At 61.5% G+C, this 20,492-nt stretch carries 16 protein-coding genes; 6 read left to right on the plus strand and 10 right to left on the minus strand.

Annotated elements, in window-relative coordinates; translation table 11 throughout:
- Nucleotides 1-40: 40 nt before the first annotated feature.
- Genes AC1VON_RS10740 through AC1VON_RS10750 form a run of 3 tightly spaced genes read right to left on the minus strand, consistent with a single transcriptional unit; the run spans nt 41 to nt 3,335 of the window.
- Nucleotides 41-1,024 carry an ABC transporter permease gene (locus tag AC1VON_RS10740; protein WP_483122051.1) on the minus strand — a complete coding sequence of 328 codons (984 nt, stop codon included), beginning with the start codon at nt 1,022-1,024 and terminating at the stop codon, nt 41-43.
- Nucleotides 1,021-2,556 carry a sugar ABC transporter ATP-binding protein gene (locus AC1VON_RS10745; protein ID WP_483122052.1) on the minus strand — a complete coding sequence of 512 codons (1,536 nt, stop codon included), beginning with the start codon at nt 2,554-2,556 and terminating at the stop codon, nt 1,021-1,023. The genes AC1VON_RS10740 and AC1VON_RS10745 overlap by 4 nt, the downstream gene beginning before the upstream one ends.
- On the minus strand, nt 2,556-3,335 hold the full coding sequence (locus AC1VON_RS10750; protein ID WP_483122054.1) for a FadR/GntR family transcriptional regulator: 780 nt from the start codon (nt 3,333-3,335) through the stop codon (nt 2,556-2,558). The genes AC1VON_RS10745 and AC1VON_RS10750 overlap by 1 nt, the downstream gene beginning before the upstream one ends.
- Nucleotides 3,336-4,176: 841 nt before the next feature.
- Between AC1VON_RS10750 and AC1VON_RS10755 the strand changes: the two genes are divergently transcribed.
- Nucleotides 4,177-4,458, plus strand: coding sequence for a hypothetical protein (locus AC1VON_RS10755; protein ID WP_483122056.1), 282 nt, complete (start codon nt 4,177-4,179; stop codon nt 4,456-4,458).
- A gap of 101 nt (nt 4,459-4,559) precedes the next feature.
- Here the strand turns inward: AC1VON_RS10755 and AC1VON_RS10760 are convergent, their stop codons facing one another.
- The 5 genes from AC1VON_RS10760 to AC1VON_RS10780 form a co-directional block, all read right to left on the minus strand.
- On the minus strand, nt 4,560-4,883 hold the full coding sequence (locus AC1VON_RS10760; RefSeq protein ID WP_172352192.1) for a DUF982 domain-containing protein: 324 nt from the start codon (nt 4,881-4,883) through the stop codon (nt 4,560-4,562).
- A gap of 2,500 nt (nt 4,884-7,383) precedes the next feature.
- Nucleotides 7,384-8,418 (minus strand): NAD-dependent epimerase/dehydratase family protein, encoded by a 1,035-nt coding sequence (locus AC1VON_RS10765; RefSeq protein ID WP_483122059.1) that lies wholly within the window; start codon nt 8,416-8,418, stop codon nt 7,384-7,386.
- A gap of 69 nt (nt 8,419-8,487) precedes the next feature.
- A complete protein-coding gene (locus AC1VON_RS10770; RefSeq protein ID WP_172352190.1) occupies nt 8,488-9,591 on the minus strand; it encodes a DegT/DnrJ/EryC1/StrS family aminotransferase in 1,104 nt (367 codons plus the stop codon).
- A gap of 1 nt (nt 9,592) precedes the next feature.
- Nucleotides 9,593-10,618 (minus strand): Gfo/Idh/MocA family protein, encoded by a 1,026-nt coding sequence (locus AC1VON_RS10775; protein WP_172352189.1) that lies wholly within the window; start codon nt 10,616-10,618, stop codon nt 9,593-9,595.
- Nucleotides 10,619-10,909: 291 nt separating this feature from the next.
- Nucleotides 10,910-11,371, minus strand: coding sequence for an acyltransferase (locus AC1VON_RS10780; RefSeq protein WP_483122061.1), 462 nt, complete (start codon nt 11,369-11,371; stop codon nt 10,910-10,912).
- 220 nt (nt 11,372-11,591) lie between these two features.
- On the opposite strand from AC1VON_RS10780, the gene AC1VON_RS10785 reads away from it, so the two are divergent.
- The 4 genes from AC1VON_RS10785 (at nt 11,592) to AC1VON_RS10800 (ending at nt 16,294) form a co-directional block, all read left to right on the plus strand.
- Entirely contained in the window at nt 11,592-13,220 is a 1,629-nt protein-coding gene (locus tag AC1VON_RS10785) for a glycosyltransferase family protein (protein WP_483122063.1), read from the plus strand.
- A 276-nt stretch (nt 13,221-13,496) separates the two neighbouring features.
- Nucleotides 13,497-14,354 (plus strand): polysaccharide deacetylase family protein, encoded by an 858-nt coding sequence (locus AC1VON_RS10790; RefSeq protein ID WP_483122064.1) that lies wholly within the window; start codon nt 13,497-13,499, stop codon nt 14,352-14,354.
- Nucleotides 14,351-15,322 carry a glycosyltransferase family 2 protein gene (locus AC1VON_RS10795; protein ID WP_483122066.1) on the plus strand — a complete coding sequence of 324 codons (972 nt, stop codon included), beginning with the start codon at nt 14,351-14,353 and terminating at the stop codon, nt 15,320-15,322. Before AC1VON_RS10790 ends, AC1VON_RS10795 begins: the two co-directional genes overlap by 4 nt.
- Before the next feature lie 6 nt (nt 15,323-15,328).
- The gene (locus AC1VON_RS10800) at nt 15,329-16,294 is read left to right on the plus strand and encodes a glycosyltransferase family 2 protein (RefSeq protein WP_172352185.1); all 966 of its coding nucleotides are present in this window, start codon (nt 15,329-15,331) and stop codon (nt 16,292-16,294) included.
- Between the two features lie 5 nt (nt 16,295-16,299).
- On the opposite strand, the gene AC1VON_RS10805 is transcribed toward AC1VON_RS10800, so the two are convergent.
- Nucleotides 16,300-17,388, minus strand: coding sequence for an acyltransferase family protein (locus AC1VON_RS10805; protein WP_483122068.1), 1,089 nt, complete (start codon nt 17,386-17,388; stop codon nt 16,300-16,302).
- A 21-nt stretch (nt 17,389-17,409) separates the two neighbouring features.
- On the minus strand, nt 17,410-18,597 hold the full coding sequence (locus tag AC1VON_RS10810) for an acyltransferase family protein (protein WP_281411423.1): 1,188 nt from the start codon (nt 18,595-18,597) through the stop codon (nt 17,410-17,412).
- A 662-nt stretch (nt 18,598-19,259) separates the two neighbouring features.
- On the opposite strand from AC1VON_RS10810, the gene AC1VON_RS10815 reads away from it, so the two are divergent.
- Nucleotides 19,260-20,483, plus strand: coding sequence for a DegT/DnrJ/EryC1/StrS family aminotransferase (locus AC1VON_RS10815; RefSeq protein WP_483122070.1), 1,224 nt, complete (start codon nt 19,260-19,262; stop codon nt 20,481-20,483).
- Nucleotides 20,484-20,492 lie beyond the last annotated feature (9 nt).

Consider the following 20,492-nt stretch of genomic DNA (forward strand, 5'->3'; position numbering starts at 1 on the left):
ACCCCGATCCGGTGCTGCCGGATTCGAGGATCCGGATTGGTCAGCCGGCTCCACGCCGGAAGGCGTTTGCCCAGGCTGACAGAATGATGATGGCGCCGACGATCACCTGCTGGGTGAAGGTGGAAATGGCGAGCAAGTTGAGCCCGTTGACCATGAACGCAATGACAAGGACGCCGAGCACCGTACGAAGCACGCCGCCCCGGCCGCCAAAAATGCTCGTTCCGCCAATGATCACAGCGCCGATCGACTGGAGAAGCAGGTCGCCGGAGCCGAGCAGCGGCTGGCCCGAGATAACGCGGCCACTAAGCAGGAAGCCCGCTATCGCGGCAAAGGTGCCGCTTATGAAGTAGATGAATATCTTGGTGCGCGCGACATTGATGCCAGACATCAGGGCGACTTGCTCGCTGCCGCCAATTGCGTAGATGTGCCTTCCGATCGGCGTGCGGGTGAGGACGAAATAGGCGACCGCCACCAGGATGATGGCGATGAGTAGCGGCACCGGGAGTGGGCCGATGAACCCGCCTCCGAACCAGAAGAAAATATCTACGTCCGGTTGCGGCAAGCCAAAGACAGTCGACCCGCCCGACACCACGAGCGCCGCGCCCGCGATCATGTAGAGCATGCCAAGCGTGACGATGAACGGCTGGATCCTGGCGCGGCCAATGAGCAATCCGTTGGCGAGCCCCACAAGTATCCCTGATGCCAACCCGATCACGGCAGCCGGCACGATGCCATGGTTCATCATAATTGTGGCCGTAACGACACTGACCAGGCTGATGATCGAGCCTTGGGAAAGATCGAGGCCGCCCATCAGAAGCGCGAAGGTCTGTCCGCTGGCTAGAATGAGCAGCGGTGCGCTCTGCACGAGCACGTTGGTGATGTTGCCGGTCGTCAGGAAATGCGGACTTGCCACTGAATAGATGACGAACATCAGCACGAGCGCCAAGGTCGGACCAAAAAGCGCGGGATCGAAATTCAGCTTCCTTGCCCGGTCATCGGCGACGGATCTGTTGGTGACATTCATTGTTGGCGTCCAAGTGTTACCGCCTCGACGATGCGGCTTGCTGAAATGGCCTCGGCTTGGAATTCGGCGATGATCCGTCCCGCATGCATGGCGAGCACTCGGTCACCAATGGCGAGCACCTCTTCCAGGTCGGACGACACGACCAGAACCGCTCGCCCTTGCGCCGCCAACTGGTCGATAAGTCCGTAGATCTCGCCCTTAGCGCCGACATCGACACCTTGCGTCGGCTCGTCGAACAGGAAAATCGTCGCGTTGGTCGACAGCCACTTTGCCAGAACAACCTTCTGCTGATTGCCGCCTGACAGCTTGCCGGCGACTGCGCGCGGATCCGGAGGTCGGATATTGAGGCGATCGATCAGTGTTTCGGCATGCGCAATCTGCCGGCGCAGGGACAGACCAAAACGCGCGACGAACTGGTTCAAGATAGGCAACGCCATATTTTCGTAGACCGGCATCACAACTGACATGCCTTGACCGCGCCGGTCCTCGGGGATCAGCGCCAAACCGGCCGCGATGGCCTGCATCGGTGTTTCCGGCGCAAAGCTCTGACCGTTCAGCCTGATTTCGCCCTGGTCGGTGCGGCGCAAGCCAAAGAGCGTTTCAAGCAGTTCGGTGCGTCCGGAACCAACAAGTCCGGTAAGGACGACGACCTCTCCCTTGTTTAGGGTGAGGTTGATGTCGTGGAATTCTCCATGGCGCGTCAGCCCCGCTACATCAAGCGCAGCCACGGCTTGCGTGGAGGCGCGCCGCTCAGACTTGGCGGCACCCCGCTCGTGGCCGGTGATCAACTGGATGATCTTAGCACGGTCGATCTGCGCGATCGGGAAGGTACCTGCCGAGACGCCGTCACGAAGAACTGTCACGCGCTGCACGAGCGGCGCGATCTCATCGAGTCGATGGCTGACATAGACGATACCGACCCCATCCGCCGCCAGTTTGCGGATGAGGCCAAACAGGCGTTCGGATTCTCCGTGGCCCAACGAAGCCGTCGGCTCGTCCAGGATCAGCACTTTGGCGTTGCTGCGCAACGCCTTGGCGATTTCGACCATCTGCCTTTGCCCGGGACCCAGTTCCGACACCAGGCTTGTGACGGGAAAGGAGGCTCCAACCACGTCGAGCAGGTGACGAGCTTCGGCACGCATGGCGCCACGATCGAGAATACCTCGAAGCGTTGTCGCTTCTCTGCCGAGGAAGATATTGTCGGCGACGCTCAGCTGAGGGACCAGCGCGAAGTCCTGGTAGATGACGCTGATACCGGCCCGCATCGCCGCCGCCGTATCCGCAAAAGACACCGGCGACCCGTTCAACAGGATTTCGCCTCCATCGCGCTGATAAAGCCCGGCCACGATCTTGATCAGCGTGCTCTTGCCCGCGCCGTTGGCGCCAAGAAGGGCATGCACCTCGCCTTTTCGCACGTCGAAATCGACGCCGGCTAGGGCGACCACGCCCGGAAACGATTTGCGCAGTCTTTTGACCGAAAGCACTTCATCGGTTTGCGGGCGATCGGCGATCGGCGAGGTCGCGACACTCATTACGCAGTCCGCTGTCTGACAGGCGTAGGCGAGTCGCTGAAGAACCGGGTTTGCACGATCGCGTCCAACTCCACGATGTGGCAGGCGCACTCACGCATATGGCGCGTCATTGCTTTGTGAACGCGATCCTTGTCACGCGCTCGGTAGGCCTCGAGAAGTTCGCTATGCGCGGTGTGGTTCTCGCGATCGATCTTCAATTGCCGCTGCTGGTACATGCGCTTGAACACGACCTGATCGGCGAGCACCTTGTTGATGAAGCGACAGGTGAAGGAATAGAGCGAATTCGGCGAGCGGACGGCTAGAACGTTGTGAAACTCCAACTCGTCCAACCTCTGCTGGCGACGAAATTCCGGAGTGTCCTCAACTTTCGCACAAGCTTCGATAAGCTCCTGCAATCGGTCGAAATCGTCTTCGGTCAAATGCTCTACAACCGACACGGCCATTTCCGGCTCGACAAGCTGGCGCAGATCGTAGATCTGGCCGGCTTGCAAATTCTGGAAATAGAAGTAGTTGCCCAGGAGTCCCGCCGCCGTCTCGTAGCCGACTTCGGCGATGATCGCGCCACCAGAACGGCCAGCAACAATACTGATCAGACCCTGGACCTCCAGCGCCTTTAGCGCCTCACGCATTGTGCTGCGTGCAACACCGAAAACTTCAACGAGCTCCTTCTCCTGCGGCAGACGGTCACCTGGCTTGATATTTTTTGCCATCAACCAATGCTTGATCCGATCAACCACCTGATCGGAGAGCTTGCGCCGTGAGAGCGGTGCGACATCCATGCCTATTCCACCTATTATCCTTATTATGATCATATTTAAATTAAGGCGGCCGTCAATCATGAAAAATGCCGCGATGCCTAGCGGCATGCCACCCCGACCATTTGCCACCCGGGATCGATTAAACGGAGGGTGCCTTGGCGTGAGATCTCCGGACGTCTTCGGCTCGATTCCGCTTGGCGGATGCCTCCGTCTCTGTTGCTCACGGCAGCAATCTATGGCGGCATCTTTGCGGCGACCGCCTCGCCGCTGAGGCACTCTGGCCGCCGATGGGCTTTACCTTTCTGCTATCGCTACCGCCGGCTTTGCCCTGGCGTTGGTGGTGATGCTGAGCGGACGGTTGGCCCTATCGGCGGCGCATCTCAGGCTACGTCGCTGCATGTCGGCGCCCTTGGCCGCGTACCTCTGGTCGCACCCAGCTGGCAGCAATAAATGCGTTATGTATTGTGATACCTATTGTGATACAAATCGGTCTCTCATAGGCAGAAAATATAACAAAAACAATATCTTGCATAAGCGGTCGATCCCAGCCAACGGTACCATCGGCTCTCCCTTTAAGTGCTTGAATTGTGATGTAATTTACCGATTCTGGTGATCGGCATTGCGGCAATGTTGGGTGAAAATCCACAGGCGGCGCGTGTCCGATACCGCACGGCTGTCAAGCGTGCCGAGTCGCTGGGTTTCGTCTATCGACAACTCGCCGAGATCGCCGAGCCGCTCGATACGATTCTGCAACGGGTCGAGAGCACAATAGGGGAGCCCGCCAAATCACCATCTGTCGACGCCGTCGGCGGCGCGGTCGACCGTCCTGACGACAAGATATCGGAAGCGCTGGATCTTCGAGGTGCGCGCGATTCTGACACACCGGCCCGAGCAGCCAAGGGCTCCGTCGGCTGTGAGCGACCACCTTGCGTCCGCCAAACGTGGAGGTGCAGCATGCGGCAACAGAAATCCCGAATGCTTTCAGCCAGAAGCAGTAGAATTCTTGCAGCGGATCTTCAACCGCCCTTGCATTGGAGCGAGTTTTGTTCGCGGCACGTTTATCGAGGAGTTTTTGGTGGCTTCATTGATCCAGCTCTACCAGCTGGAACTGATCGCGAGCAATTCGAGCGCGCGCCGTTTGTGAAGCGAGGCATCTATGCCGACAGTTCGATATATCGATACTCCAATCCATGACGAACTCGAACTGTTCGCTCTTCATTCCGATGATCGACTTTCAAGGTCGACCTAACGGCCAGTCAAAACCTCGGTCCGCCCATCATAGGCTGCCATCCACTCTTCTGCCGCGCGTGCCACCGCGAGTTCGATTGCGTCCGGCGCAAGAATTCCGTGGGCTAGAGCAAAGGCCTCAAAGGCAGCGCGGGCCGTCTCAACGTCTTCCTTGCGGGCAAGTGCGGATTGGCAAAGGGCAACTGACGCTGTGTATTTCGGGCTGTGCCGCCCCGTCCATTCATCAAGGATTTGACGGGCTTCCTGCACAGAGGACACCGCATGGGGAAAGCCAAGGCCCACGAATACGTGAACAGGGTGATTGAAGCGGTGAGCAGACATCGTTTGCAGCTCCGTTGGATTGAACGGTGGCCCGACTACCAAGTCTGGCGTTTGGAGGGCGCATCTGGGCAGTCGGGCCGGGGACCATTGCTGGCAATCGAATATTCTCGTGCTCTCGGCAACGATGCAAGTAAGCCTTAAGGACAGCGCATATCCTCCGAACTTGGAGTAGCCGCGCCCCAGGCGCCGGCGCCATCCGGAAAGTCTAAGCAAGAGCGCAGTTCGCGATTAGCGCCATCTTACGCCGAGACACGTCTTGCTTCTGGTTGAACCGCGGCAAAGGCCGATGGGCCGGTTTTTGCAGCGGTTGGAGCGAATGGCGGTCAGGAAATGGCGTTCGTCCTGACGGAGACCGACGGGTGTTGGGTTTCCGGCGTTCAGTCCCGGCGCTGTGTGGTAGGCGCCGGTGCGGCGGCTCTCTTCTACGAATATCCAGGGGCTTTCGTCGAACTGACGAAGCAGCCCGATAGTCCGTCGTCGGGGTAGGTTTGGCTGACCCCGGGGCCTAGCCGACACGGCAAGCCGGCTAGCCCAACCTAAGTTAGCAAACCTGCAAACAACGCCCAGCAGATCCCGTTCCCCTTCCTGTATCGTCCCATTGCGGGACGGGATGCTGGCATCGCTCTTGCGTCGGAAGGGTACCGGGTGATTCCGGTCCTGATCGCGTTCCTGATCAGGTAGTGGGCTCGCCGGGCTTGAGGTGGTTGGGGTCTTCGCCCGGCGAGTTCATGTGCCTTTTGCATCCAAGCTCGATGAACTCTGCGGCGGCCCGGTGCCCGGTTGGGATTGGGGAGGACACCGGGCCTAACCGACGGGTGGTTTATGAGAACGACCCCGCGGGGGAAGATATACGCCCATGACAATCTGCTCGAAAGTCAAACGAACGAGGTACAAAGAACAACAATTCGGACGCCGGGCGATGACCGACAAACCTGTAGCAACGCATGTGGTCAGCGCGTAGAGAACCCGCATTGGCACACCGGGGTAAGGCCCAGAGACGGCCGGCGCGCTTCTGCTGGGAGCTTGCCTGAATGGCGCCGGCCGGACGGTTACTTTCCAGGTTCGCCGCAACGTTACAGTAGCTGATTCTTGACGTAACGTCAGATGGCTGGTGCGGCTGGATATACTAGCTACGATCTCATTGTCAGACGGCTCGCAAGCGCCTCAAGTTCATCAAGCGTCAACTCAATCTGGTATCGGTATTGCGAACCGCTTGCGTAGATACCGCCGGCATCTATCGAAAGTATGACCACCCCCGTCTCGGATTTGATATCGCCATCGCCCAACGGTCTATGGAAAATAGTTCGAGAAACGCCCTCTCGTTTCGCAGGTCCTACTAGGATCCGCATTGCCCACCTCGTCCTGTTGCTTCGACAACTAGGAAGCAGCTAGAAGCAATTGCGGCCAAATCAAGGCTGTCCCAATATGGGGCAAAGTACAGACGGCGCTGTTCGGCGTTTAGGGACTGCGCTTTGGCTTTCCGCTTCGCACGGCAGCCGTGATCATGCGCGCGATGGCGATGGAACATTTATGGCTGCGATACGGCCGCGAGCCAAGCGGACCGCTGAACGCGCCCGTCTCAAGAACCGCAAGCTACTAGGTGCGCGGCGATGAGCGGTGCAAAGGCATCTGCAACGCGTGGCGCCGGTACGCTGACGGACGTGAATTGAACAAGGAGAAACTCCCCAGCGGATGAGGACGAATGCAGACCAGGAACGACGAGACGCAAGTTATCTTGCCTGCCGCCCTTCGCGGAGGTCCGAAGGGATATCCGTGAACCCTCATTGCCCGTCGCCAGCATCCAAGTTGGCGTTGGGAGCTTTCGAACTTTCTGCCTAGCCACAGCGAGTTGCGCGCACCGCCTGGGCCACCCAATTAGGGCCTCACGGAAGGAGAACCGCACAAGACGCGACTACACTCCGCCAAGCCCAACCATCCATGTTTCTCTACCACTCTGTTGCGACCGGGGCCGAGATCGATATCGAAGGTAATTCTCGCTCATCTGGCCATGGCGCGCCGCAGAGTGATCCCGCACACGTAGCCTTGCCGAAGGCGGAACTCGCCATGTTCGACTCCGCCAATTCCTGCACTCTGTCGGACGCGGGAAACTACACATTCGCAGGCGCCTTGCGCGCCATCTTCACCAAAGGCATTGCAAGCAGTTGTCAAAGGAGGGGATTCGCGTCAACGCCGATACACTTGGCCATGAATGGACGCGGTTGCCGGAGCCAGTTGTCTGGGGCTGGCCAAACTCAGTGCACATCGATGCGCAGTGTGGTGGTAGTAGAAACGCACGGCCTCGGCAGTGCGATGGACGCCATTTGAGATAAGGAGATCCGCCTCGGCGGATGAGGACCGATGCCGGCCAGGAACGACGGAAGGCACGTTATCCTGCCAGCGGCCGTACCAACAATGAGACGGCCGGACCGCGCTCGATTGCTTGTGACGATGCTCCGTCAATCCGATGGAAAACTGCGCCACGACGGTTCGAGCGTTACGTTCATGCGGCCGAACCACACCGTCGCAGAGCACGGAAGGCCCCAAGGCGCATCCCGAGTGGGTCGTCAGTCACCTGCTCGCGATTGGCGCGCCACCATTCGACTAGGCGGGTGAGGCCCTCGTCGAGATCGATGGTCGCCTTGAAGCCCAGCATCTTCTCTGCCTTGGACGTGTCGGCCAGTCGCCGCGAGACCGGGTTCACCTTGCGCTCGGGCCCGTACTCCGGCTGGAGGTTGGAACCCATCACGCGCAGGAGCGAGGCGGCCAGGTCGTTCAGGCTGGTCTCCACGCCGCTGGCGATGTTAAAAACGTCGTCCTCCACGTCCGACATCAGGGAAAGTATGTTGGCTCGGGCGATGTCATCGATATAGACGAAGTCCATGGTGGTGGACCCGTCGCCGAGGATCAGCGGCGGTTGGCCGGCGTCGATGCGGTCCATCCAGCGGATCAGAACCTCGGTATACTTACCATGCAGGTCCATGCGCGGGCCGTAGACGTTGAAATAGCGCAGCGCCACGTAGGGCAGACCGTACATGTCGTTGAACGAGCGCAACAGGCCTTCCAGCATGACCTTGCTGGCCCCGTACCAGGTACGGTTGTTGTACGGGTGGTGGCTCTCCTCGGTCGGGAAGAGGTCGGCCAAGCCGTAGACCGAGGCAGAGGAGGCCGCACAGATTTTTTTGACGCCCTTGGCCTGGGCGGCCTCAATGACATTGTAGCTACCGTCGCACATGACGCCCAGGGCTTCGCGAGGCTCTGCAGCGCAGGCGATGACCCTCAGGGTTGCCATGTGGATGACGGCGTCCATGCCGTCGGTGGCCTTGTGGACAGCCGCGACGTCGCGAATGTCGCCTTCGACGAGTTCGACGCGCGGGTCTTGCAGGGAGTCCTTGACGTTTTGCAGGCTGCCGCGGACCAGGTTGTCGAGGATCACGATCTTTTCGGGCGCGTGCTCCTTCAGCAGCAGGTCGATGGTGGTCGAGCCGATCAGACCGCAGCCGCCAGTCACCAGGATTCGAGAGCCTTCAAGTTTCATTGTATTTCCCTGTCATCGGTTTGGAGGCGCCTTTGCAGGCCTGTTTCCGGTTGAGCGGAGGCCCGCTCGTCAAACGCTTGCTTGCAGTTTCTTGACCGCAGCCACGACCACGTCCTGCTGCTGCTCCGTGAACTCCGGGAACATGGGTAGGGACAGAACCTCGGCCGCAGCCTTTTCGGCGTGCGGGAACTGGCCCTGCTTGTAGCCGAGGTCGGCGTAGGCGGGCAGCAAGTGCACGGGAATGGGATAGTGGATGCCCGACTGGATCCCTTGAGCGTTCAGCGCCTCCTGCCAGCCAGCGCGTTCGGGCGTGCGGACGGCGTAGATGTGGTAGACGTGGCGCACATCGTTGCGGACGAAGGGGGTTGGCAGTCCGGTGCCGGCGAACATGGCGTCATAGCGGGCGGCCGTGGCGCGGCGCTGCTCGGTCCACCTATCCAGGTGTTTGAGCTTCACGCGCAGAACAGAGCCCTGAAGGCCTTCCAGGCGGTAGTTATAGCCCTTGACTTCGTGGTGGTACTTCCGCTCGGCGCCCCAGTCGCGCAGCATGCGGACCGCCCGGTTATGATCGGCGTTGTCGGTCGTCAGCATCCCGCCTTCGCCATAGGCGCCGAGGTTCTTGCCAGGATAGAAGCTGAAAGCCGCCATGTCACCGATGGCGCCGACGCGCTTGCCCTTGTATTCCGCGCCGTGCGCCTGGCAGGCGTCTTCCAGCACCACCAGGCCGTGCTTCCTGGCGATGGCCATGATCGGATCCATGTCGGCCGGCTGGCCGTAGAGGTGGATCGGGATGATCGCCTTGGTGGCCGGCGTGACAGCGGCTTCGATCTGGGCCGGGTCGATGGTGTAGGTCGCAGGATCGATATCGACGAGCACAGGGGTCGCGCCCGTGTAGTAAATGGCCGCCACCGTCGCCACGAAGGTGAAGGGGGAGGTGATAACCTCGTCGCCCGGCCCAATCCCGGCGGCCAGCAGGCCCAGGTGCAGGGCGCTGGTGCCGGTGTTGACGCCGACGCCGAAGGCTGCTTGCGAATAGGCAGCGAATTCCTTTTCAAATTCAGCTACGTCGGCGCCCAGGGTGAACTGACAGGTCTCCAAGGTGCGCTGAATGGCTGCATCTACCTCGAGCTTGATCGAGGTGTACTGGGTTTTTAAATCTACGAACGGAATCATATTAGGCAGCATCTTTGCGTCGCAGGTGAACGGTTTCGCCACGCCCGCGCATGGAACTGGTGGCGGCTTCGATGATCTCCACCACGCGCAGGCCAAGCCGGCCATCAGCGGTTGGAACCTTCTTTTCGATGATGCAGTCGATCCACTCCTGGCCGGCGATGCGCAGGGCCTCGGTGGAGTCGAGCTTGGGCGCCCACATGTCGCCCGTGCGGTAGCCGACGCGCATCTCATGGATCTTGGCCGGGTCGTCCGTGAAGGACACGCCCTTGTCGTAAACCTTGACCTTCTCGGAGGGCTCCAGATCGTCATAGGTGATCATCTTGTTGGAGCCGCCAACCAGGATGTTGCGCACCTTCACTGGAGCCAGCCAACTCACGTTGATGTGCGCCATCATGCCGGAGTCGTAAAACAGCGAGATGTAGGCCAGATTTTCCGGGGTGCCGGGGAAATGGTTGATACCGCTGGCCGAAACGGCGGTCGGATGCTCTTCGAATAGACGGTCGATGATCGCGAAATCGTGGACCGCCAGGTCGGAGATGACGTTCACGTCCTTCTGGAAGAGGCCCAGGTTCACCCGGGTGGCGTCGTAGTAATAGATCTGGCCGAGGTCGCCGGCGGCGACGATCTCGCGCATCTTCCGGACTGCTCCGGTATAAATGAAGGTGTGATCGACAATCAGGGTCAATCCGCGCTTGTCGGCTTCATTGACCAGCATCCTGGCCTGTAGCGAGGTTTCGGTCATCGGCTTTTCGAGCCAGAGATGCTTGCCGGCCTTCAGCGCCGACATGCCCAATTCGAAGTGGCTATTGACCGGCGTCGCCACGGCGATGGCGTCGATCTCGGGATCCTGGAACAAGGACTGGACGTCCCTGGTGGTCTGGACGCCTGGATAGCGGCGTTCCACCAACTCGCGCTTCTTGGGGTCCAGGTCGGCGACTATGCGGACCCGGGCATCGGGAAGCTCCATGAAGTTTCGTAGGAGGTTCGGCCCCCAGTAGCCGTAACCGATGATACCGATATTGATCATTTGACCTACCCTACACTCCACCCCGCCCACCGGAGTCCTGGAGGCCCGTTGGAGCCTGTCGTTGGTTGAGAAAGGATGCGCCGGTTGATCGTCGAATGCCGTGCCATCTCGACCTCTTCAAATTGAAGTTTGAGGCCGCGAAGCCGCGCGGTCACTATGGCCGTTGGGTCATCAAGACCCAACCAGGATCATCCAGCCAGGCGAGGGCAGGCGCTGGAACTACCTCAAATGATCTCTCTAAATACCCCAAAGATCGCAATTCGGTGTACGAAACCGTGCTGAAATGGGGAGTCACCCAGCCTTTGTGGTCCTTACGTCTCCGACCACGCGGGCCGGCACACCGGTTGCGATGGCGAAGTCGGGGATGTCACGGGTGACGACGGCACCGGCGCCGATCAGTGCCCGCTCTCCGATGGTCACGCCCGGGGTGATAGTGACGTTGGAGCCGACGGACGCGCCCTTCTTGACCAGGGTCGGCTCGACCTTCCAGTCGGCTTCACTCTGGGCGCTCCCGTCCAGGTTGGTTGCTCGGGGAAGGCGGTCGTTGGTGAACATCACCCCGTGGCCGATGAAGACCTCGTCCTCGATGGTCACGCCCTCGCAAATGAAGGTGTGCGAGGAGATCTTGCAGCGCTCGCCGACGTAGGAATTCTTCTGAATCTCGACGAAGGCGCCGATGCGCGAGCCGTTACCGATCTCACAGCCGTAGAGGTTCACCAGATTGGGGTGGTGGACGACAACTTCGCCACGCATCACCACACTTTCCGAAATCGGCATCGCTTCCCCCTGGAGTTGTCTGTCTCGCGCCATCGCCTGCAATCGGACGCGAGCCTTGGCCGGCCGCTGAAAGATCGGATCGCAGCGGTCGGCGACATTTTTTATGTAACCTGCCTTGTCGCTTGGCAAGCCTTGGCCACTCGGGATAACACGTTTTAGGGCAACTGCGACCGTGGGGGGAAGGATGCCAGAGACGATGCAATCTGGAATCGAGGCCTCCGAGGCCGAGGTAGCGCGTATGCGCCACAACTACGAAGAGTTTCAAAGCCTTCGCGGCGAGGCTGAGCGCTGTCTGCAGGCTGGTGACCTCAACTCGGCGGCGGCCTATGTGGAGGCGGCGGTCACGCTTGCGCGGAAGCGGCACTGCGGCTTCTATCGGTCCGAGCCGCTTGAGCACATACTGATCGAAATCGCGCGACGGGCGCTCGCCGCGCAGGCCGAAGCTGCGCGACCGGCGCGGACGAAGATCGGCCGCGTGCTGCATGTGGCCACCGCTTTGAACGAAGTCGGCGGCTTGACGCGGATGATGCGCCGCTGGATCGCAGCCGACGAGGGGCGTCATCACTCACTGGCCCTGTTGCGCCATCCCGGAGCGCCGCCGTTGTCGGTATCCCAGGCCGTGGAGGCTCGTGGCGGACATATCCATATGATCGGCGCAACGCGCGGCGGACCGGTAGAATGGGCCAGCGCGCTCCGCAAGTTGTCGCTCGATTTCGACCTGGTCGTCCTGCACGTCAGCAATGAGGACCCAACGCCGGGCATAGCCTTCGCTGACGAGCGCAACCGACCGCCCGTGGTGCTGGTCAACCACGCCGACCATGCCTTCTGGGTCGGGCTCTGCGTGTGCGACCTGATCGCCAGTTCGCGCGTGTCGGGCGAGCGGCTGGTGGTGGAACGGCGTGGGATCCCGGCGGAGCGTCACGTCATCCTGCCGATTCAGATCGATCCGCCGATGCGCAAGCACAGCCGGGCCGAGGCGCGGCAGAAGCTCGGCATTCCGGCCGGCGGGCCTCTCCTGGTTTCCGTGGCCCGCGGCGTGAAATACCGCACGATGGGTGGCGTCTCCTTCGCCGACATGCATGTCGAGGCGCTCCTGGCCCATCCCGATGCGCAGTTGCTGGTCGTGGGGCCGGGGGAGCCAGCCGACTGGCAAGAGGCCATAGCGGCGACCGGCGGGCGGATCATGGGGCGGCCAGAGACGCCCGATCCTTCGCTGGCCTTCGAGGCAGCGGACATCTACCTCAACTCCTACCCCTTTGTATCGATTACCTCGATGCTGGAAGCCGGCGGGCTCGGCGCGCCCTGCATGACGCTGTTTCCCTATCCATCGGATGCGAACGTCATGAGCACCGATATGCCCGGGCTGGCGCCGACCATTGGCTTCGCCACCTCGATGGCGGAATACAACCGCATCCTGGCGGACTGGCTCGCCGACCTGCAAGCTTTGCGTCGGCGCGGCGATGAGACGGAGGCCAACGTCAAGCGGCTGCACACGGCGCCCAATTGGCTCGAAAGTCTGGAGGCGCTCTACGCCAGGGCCCTGGCGATCGCGCCAGTCACGCCGCTGCGTGAGAAGGGCGCGCCCGCGAACGAGGAGCTCTACGACGGTTATCCCGACATCCTGCTCAACGAGGTGTTCGGCGAGTTCGACAGCGTCGAGGCGATCCTGAAGCGTTCTATGCGCCTAATGTCGCTGCCGGAACGGCTCAGAGTATGGCGGCGCCTGGCGCGGACAAAGTCCTTTGACGGGACTTGGGACGCGATCCGCAACCTACTGCCCGAATGGCTGCCCCGGTGGGTGAGCCGGCTGATGGGCCGCGGCTAGATGTGAGGTTCCAATAGCATGCTTTGCCCGGCAGGCACGTCATAGGTTGCATCTGGAGCGACCAGCGCCACCTTGCTTCGATGCTGCAAAACCTTGAGCACGATAACCTGAAGTGGGTTTCCCAGTTCAGGCAAGCCATCGCGTTTTACACCTTTTGATTTAGGGCCTTACCATTTTCTTCTAAATGAACGGATTCCGTTCGACGTGATAGTGCTACCGGGCGCCTCGGGTTGGACGTGGTGGTGTTGGCGATGGACGTCATAGCTATCAGGAGGCTTGCTGTTCGAGACTGGTAAAAAGACCAGAGAGCGAAAACTGGATATGCTTAGGCAAGCACCGAAGATTCTCAAGCGGGCTGCCCACGCGTTCGGTGTCGAAAGGCGTCATCTGGTCGGCCCACGCATGGTCCTCGAACGTGAAGGTATGTCCGTCCTTGGCCGACGCTTGCGCCGTTCAGGAGGCCGGATCCTGGCCTACCATTCGGTCGGCCAGCCCTTGATGGCTTATAACGACGTGCCGCCGAAGCTGTTTCTTCGTCAGTTGGAGTGGGCTGCGGCGCGGGGCTATCGATTCGTCCCAGCCTCGGAGATCGCGCGGACGGGCGGCGACCCGATGGACCTCGCCATCACCTTCGACGACGGCCTGCGCAGCGTCATGACCGAGGCCGCACCGATCCTGAAGGACTTCGCGGTGCCGTGGAGCCTTTTCGTGGTCACCGATTGGAGCGAAGGCGCCTCGCCCTGGACCACTGACGAAGTTCTGGGCTGGCGCGATCTGGAGCGCCTGGCCGCCGACGGTGCCGAAATCGGCAGCCACTCCGCGACCCATCCCGATTTTGGACAGCTGGACGGCCTCGCCGCCCGCGAGGAACTGGACCGCTCGCGCGCTATGATCGAGGCGCGACTTGGTTTTGCGCCGACGTCGTTCGCAATCCCGCTCGGCCAGTCGGCCAACTGGACGCCGGTCGCCATGCGAGAGGCCAGGGCATCAGGCTATGATCTGGTCTACGCACAGGCCGAGGAGACGCGCCCGGCTGGCACCATCGCGCGGACCTTCATCACGCGCTTCGACAACAAGCGGGTATTCTCGGCGGCCCTGTCGGGCGTCTTCGATCGGTGGGAGGAGTGGGGGTGAGTCAGGCGCGCATCGTTTCGGTCGTCGTCCCGACCCGCGACCGTCCGCAGTTGCTGGACCAGGCGCTGGCGAGCATCCGCGCGCTGGAAGGCACGGACCTGACGTTCGAGATACTGGTTGGCGACAACGGCTCCAACCACGACGCCACCGGCACAGTGACGCAGGCCCACGGCGCGCGGCACCTCATCGTGACGACTGCGGGCGCTGGCGCCGCGCGTAACGCGGCGATGCGGGCGGCCACGGGGGAGTTCCTGGCCTTCCTGGACGACGACGACGTCTGGACCGAGCAACATGTAAGGCCGCACTTGGAACTCTTCGACCGCCAGCCGGAGGTCGAGGCCGTCTTCGGTCAGGTGGTGATGGCCGATCCTGACCTGCGGCCGATCGCGCGCCCCATCCCCGATGACGTCCGCTCTGACGGCGACCATCTAAAGATGATGCTGGATGGCTATTTCCCGCAGATCGGCGCCACGATGGCGCGTATCGGGGTACGCGACGCCTACGGTTATTTTGACGAGACCCTGATGGCCGACCAGGACTGGGACTGGCATTTGCGTGTCGCCGGCGGAGGGCATATGCAGCATGTGGCCGTGCCTTGCGTCTTGTTCCGTCAGCGTCCGTCGGGATCCTATGATGCCTTGGTCCTGAGCCGGATTCCCTATACGCGCAAAGTGTTCATGCGGCATGCCGTTCCCGTCTGGCGCAAGTGGCGCTCGCCGAAGGAGTGGCTGCATTCCTATTTCGCCACGCTCCTAGGATTCTACACCTATTTCGCCGATGCGGCGGTGGAGCGGGCGGCCAAGGGGGATGCCAAGGGTGTGCGATTCGCGGTGCGCCATGCGCTGTTGGTGTTTCCGTTCCGGGCGGTAAGGGATCTCGTGACGCCGACGCCGTTGCGCACGGCGTTCTTCTGGTCGATCGGCATGGGCGCCCGTCCTCCGGCCGCCGAGGACGCGGCGCTGGACTGAATGGGCATGGAGCTTAAGGATCGGATCGGTATGCAGGACGCCAAGGACGCGCCGAAGGTCAGCGCCGGTGCCCCGGTCATCAGCATCGTCATCGCCACGCACAACCGGAGCCATGACGTGCTGGAGAGCGTCGAAGCCCTGCTGCCACAGTGCCGGGGCCAGCCGGTGGAGGTCATCGTCATCGACAGCGCCTCGGCGCCGGCGCACGCCGATGTGCTGCAGACCCTGAAGGCGCGCGAGGGACTGAGCTTCATTCGGCTCGACGAACCCGGTGTTGCCCGGGCCCGCAACGCGGGTTTCGAGGCAGGCAAGGGCGAATGGATTGCGCTGTTGGACGACGACGCTGTGCCGCGCCCCGGTTGGATAGAGGCGGCGATCACCTACGCGGCCCGCTGTGACGTCCAGACCGCCATCCTCGCGGGGCGGGTGATTCCACACTGGCCCGACGACGCCAGCAGCCTTGAAATACCGCCGAGCCAGCTCGGGCCGCGAGCGCGCTTGTTGTTGTCGGTGGTCGATGAGGACGGCTTCCGGGATACGACCGATCATCCCATCGGCGTCGGCGCCAACATGCTGTTCCGCCGCAGCGTGCTAGAATCCCACGGCGGGTTCGACGTCACGACCGGTCGGGTCGGCTCGAACCTTGCCAGCGGGGAAGAGGCCCAGATGATGACTGACCTGATTGGGGCCGGCTATCGCTGCTGGTACTCGGACGCATTCGTAGTGGACCACAAGGTCCATGCCGGCCGTCTGACGCGCGCATGGCTCACGGAGCGCGCCCGCAAGGAAGGCGAGGTTGAATTGAGGGGCTTGAAAACGCCAGGCCAGAAGATTGCGCGCGCAATCAAGATGCTCATCGCCACCCCGGTTCTGGCAGTGTTCCAGATGCTTGACGGACCCGAGCGCGAATATTACCTGCGCCTGAACCACAACCTTGGCCTGCTGCGAAAGCTGTTGGCCCTGGCAAGCTGAGGGTCTCAGGCGGCGGCCGGCGCGGCTTTATGCGTCGGCCGATGGGCCCAGGCCATGAATAATCGTTCAAAGAATCGCCATGAGACGGTCGCCAGGCCGATGGTCAACACAAGTTCGATGGGAGCCGAGATCCAATCCGGCGCTTCGAATACGACGCCGAGTTTCCGGGCCGCTGCCTCGATGTCATAGAAGTGAACGAACTCGTGGAAGATGTAGCAGCCATAGCTGATGCGCCCCAGGCTGCGCAGGGGCCAGGTTTCCAGAAAGGCGACGAAACGCGAGGCCTGGTTCCCCGCAATCTGGAAGACCAGAAGCGCGGCTGTAGCCGCGACTGCCGGCGCATAAAGGCGCCAGACGATCTCGTCCTTGAGGACAGTGAGGGGCACGATGAGGAGGGCGAGCGCGGCCATGGCCTGGGCCGGCCTGGAAACCAGCCATGCCGGCACTCGCCGGTCGAGGTTCAGTCCTGCCAGACCACCTAAGGCGAGATAACCAAAGCCGGTCATGGGATTCAGGCCTATGACCTTGGCCGATACTCCGGTCCATTCGAGGCCCGCATCAGTAACGAGACCCAGAACCACAAATGCAACGCAGATGTGTCCGGCGGCCTTGCTGGGGGTGAACAGCAACAAAGGTGCAAACAATAGATAGAATTGCTCTTCGATCGCCAGCGTCCAGAAGTGGTTGAAATGGCCGACCCAGTGGCCTGTCGTGAACACATAGATGTTCGTGGCGTAGAGCAGCATGGCCATGCGCGCGCCGCCTTCGAAGCCATCGAAGTGAACGAACAACGACGCGATCAGGAAGAAGCCGATCGTCGCGTAGTAGACAGGGAATATCCTGGCCGAGCGCCGAAGATAGAAGTGCCCCAGACCTGCAAGCGTCGTCGTCTCGCCCGCCTCGACCGCCACCCGCGTGCGGGCCAGGATACGGGTGATCAAGAGGCCGCTGAGCGCAAAGAACAGCATTACCCCGTCGCCCCCGAGGGATCCATACGTCCCTTGATGGAACTTGTGGCTGATGAATACGAAAATGAAGGCGATCGCGCGTAGGCCGTCGAAACCCTTGATACGGCGTTTGTCGTCGAGTCGCATCGGCCGTCGTTCCGCCCGCCTCTATCGCGTGGCCGCTTGCCGGCCCGGGGACAAGGCGCCGGTTGCGGTGCTGGCCTCCGCGCCCTCCCGCGCGGTCAATCTGGCGCCCAACCGCAGGAGCGGCCGCTCGAAGAAATGCCAGGAGAGCGTCGCCAGCGCAACGGTAATGAAAAGCTCCAGGGGCAGTTGCACGATAGGTGGCCCGTCGATGTCTATGTGCAGCTTATGGAACACCGCCTGGACGTCGTAGAAATGAATGAACTGGTGCAGGACATAGAACGCATAGCTCACCCGGCCGAGCGAGCGCAGCGGCCACAGGTTGAGGAAAGCCACGACCGGCGTCCGTTGGTTGCGGGCGATCTGGAACAGGAACAGGCCGGCGACCGTGCAGGTCAGCGGTCCCCAGACGTTCCATGTGTCCCGGAAGTATCCGAAGACCAGCGGGATCGCGATCAGCGTCAGGCCAGCCGCCGCCTGGGCTTGCGCACTTACCAGCCAGGCGGGCGGCTTGAGGTTTTTCAAGGAGGCGACAAAGCCGCCGACGCCGAGCATGCCGAAGGCGATCAGCGGATCGACGTGAATGGCGTTCGGGTGGGCCTTCACCAACACTAGCCAAGCCAGCATGGTCGCGCCTGCTAGCATGAAGCCGATGCAAATCCTAGCCAGGTATTTGCGTGGGGTGAACAGCAGGATCGGCGCGAAGAGGAGGTAGAACTGTTCCTCCGCCGACAGTGACCAGAGGTGACCGAAATGGCCGTGGTCCCCAGTCGGCGTCATCTCGATATAGATGTTGGTGCCATAGAGGGCGTAGACCGCCGCTTCCAGATGCGAGAAGCCGACGAATGTCGTGAATAGCGATCCCAGCGCGAAAACGCCGAGACAGAGGTAGTACAGCGGGAAGATGCGCAGGCTGCGGCGCAGATAGAAGTCACCCATCGACCGCCAGCTTGACTGGGTCCCTGCTTCGACCTTTCCGCGCATTTCTGACAGGATCGAGGAGATGAGCATGCCGCTGAGCACGAGAAAGACCCAGACGCCGACGGAGCCATAGGAGTCGTGGTGCGGCAGAGTGGTCTTGTGGCTGATGAACACCATCAGGACGGCGATCGCGCGCACGCCGTCGAAGCCGGCGATGCGGTCTTCTGCCTGCCGGACAACGACCTGGGCCGGCCGGACGGCGTAAATCGCACCCTGATCAATCGTTGTCATAGATCAATACTCGAGCTGATGCTCAGCAACCGAGAAATGCGTCCACCCCCCGGGGAGGTCAGACTTTGTCGATTATAAGCGCCTAACCCCCTGTCACATCAATTCGACCAGAAGGCGTAGGCTCTGAGCGCGATCTTCCAGCCGTACGTCACGCCAAACCGAATTTCTAAAAGGTGTTATTCAGGCAACCGCCAAATGATAGGGCCGACGTGGCGAGTCTTTCTGGGAGAGGGTGATACGCTGGGCGTGTGTTATCCGAGAGGCCAAGACTCGAAGTAGAGCTGAGCCCACGCCAGTCCCTACTGCTGAACTCCCTAGTATTGGCGTATTGGCGTTAGCGTAATAATCTCTAACGGCCGGTGCTCTGGCCATACACACAGCTACCTCACCGGTACGCCGGCACAATTTGGCATTGTCCCGCCGAAGTGTCGGGCCGCACATTACTTGCCCTATTGCGGTGGTGCCGGAAGGCTGCGGGCCCGTCCGCTGACCGAAAAGCGGTATCTGTATCGTCGGCCACCCCAACTATCCCAATACACCAGGCTCGCCGGCTGTCGGTGGCTATATCCCACAATAGGACAAGGTGAGCCACCGGCTTTGTCGTGATACGACCAATGCAACTTCTCGCACCGAAGTAGGTCTTTCATTCTGAGGATCCTGACATGATTCCGATCATCAAGCCCACGATGGGTGCGGCCGAGGCCGAGGCGGCGCGCCGCGTCATCCTGTCCGGCTGGGTCACGCAAGGCCCCGAGGTCGCGGCCTTCGAGACAGAGTTCGCCACCTTCACGGGCGCGCCGTACGCTGCGGCCGTCTCGAACTGCACCACGGCCCTCCACCTGGCCCTGCTGGCGGCCGGGGTGAAGCCCGGCGACGAGGTGGTCACGGTCAGCCACTCCTATATCGCCACGGCCAATTCGGTGGCCTATTGCGGCGCGATCCCCGTCTTCGTCGACATCGATTCGGCCACCTACAACCTCGACCCGGCCCTTATCGAGCAGGCGCTTTCGGCCAAGACCAGTGCGATCCTGGTCGTCCACCAAATGGGCTTGCCCTGCGACATGGCGGCTGTGGTCGACCTTGCCAAGGCCAAGGGCTTGCCTGTGATCGAGGACGCGGCCTGTGCCAGCGGCAGCGAGATCTTCTGGGACGGTCAGTGGGAGAAGGTCGGCAAGGTGCACGGCGACGTGGCGTGCTTCTCCTTCCACCCGCGCAAGATCATGAGCACCGGCGATGGCGGTATGTTGACCACCAAGCATGCCGACTGGGCCGCCAAATTCAAGTTGTTGCGCCAGCATGGCATGAGCGTGCCCGACACGGTCCGCCACGGCTCGGCCCGGGTAATCTTCGAGACTCACCCAGTGCTCGGCTACAACTATCGGATGACCGACATCCAGGCTGCGGTTGGCCGCGAGCAACTCAAACGCCTGCCCGGCATCGTGGCCCGCCGCCGCGCGCTGGCCGCCCGCTACGCCGAATTGCTCGGCGAGGCGCAATGGCTGGGCCTGGCGCGCGAACCGTCCTACGCGCGCACCAACTGGCAGAGCTTCTGTGTGCGTCTGCCGGACTCCGCCGACCAGCGCACCGTCATGCAAGCCATGCTGGATGCCGGTATCGCCACCCGCCGCGGGATCATGTGCGCTCATCGCGAGGACGTCTATGCCTCGCAGCCCCTGCGCATGTCCCTGCCGGAATCGGAGGCAGCCCAGGATCACGCCATAGTCCTTCCCCTATATCCCCAGATGACCGATGAGGATCAACAAAAGGTCGCCTCGACCCTGATCAAGGCCACACGGATTCCAAATCCACGGCCCATGACTCCAATTCTGGAATTCAAGCGAGATATGATTGCGGTCCCACATCGGGGCCGGTCTCTTCGAAAGTGAGCGATAGGA

It is taken from the genome of Mesorhizobium sp. HAY1-8B, from assembly GCF_056868045.1.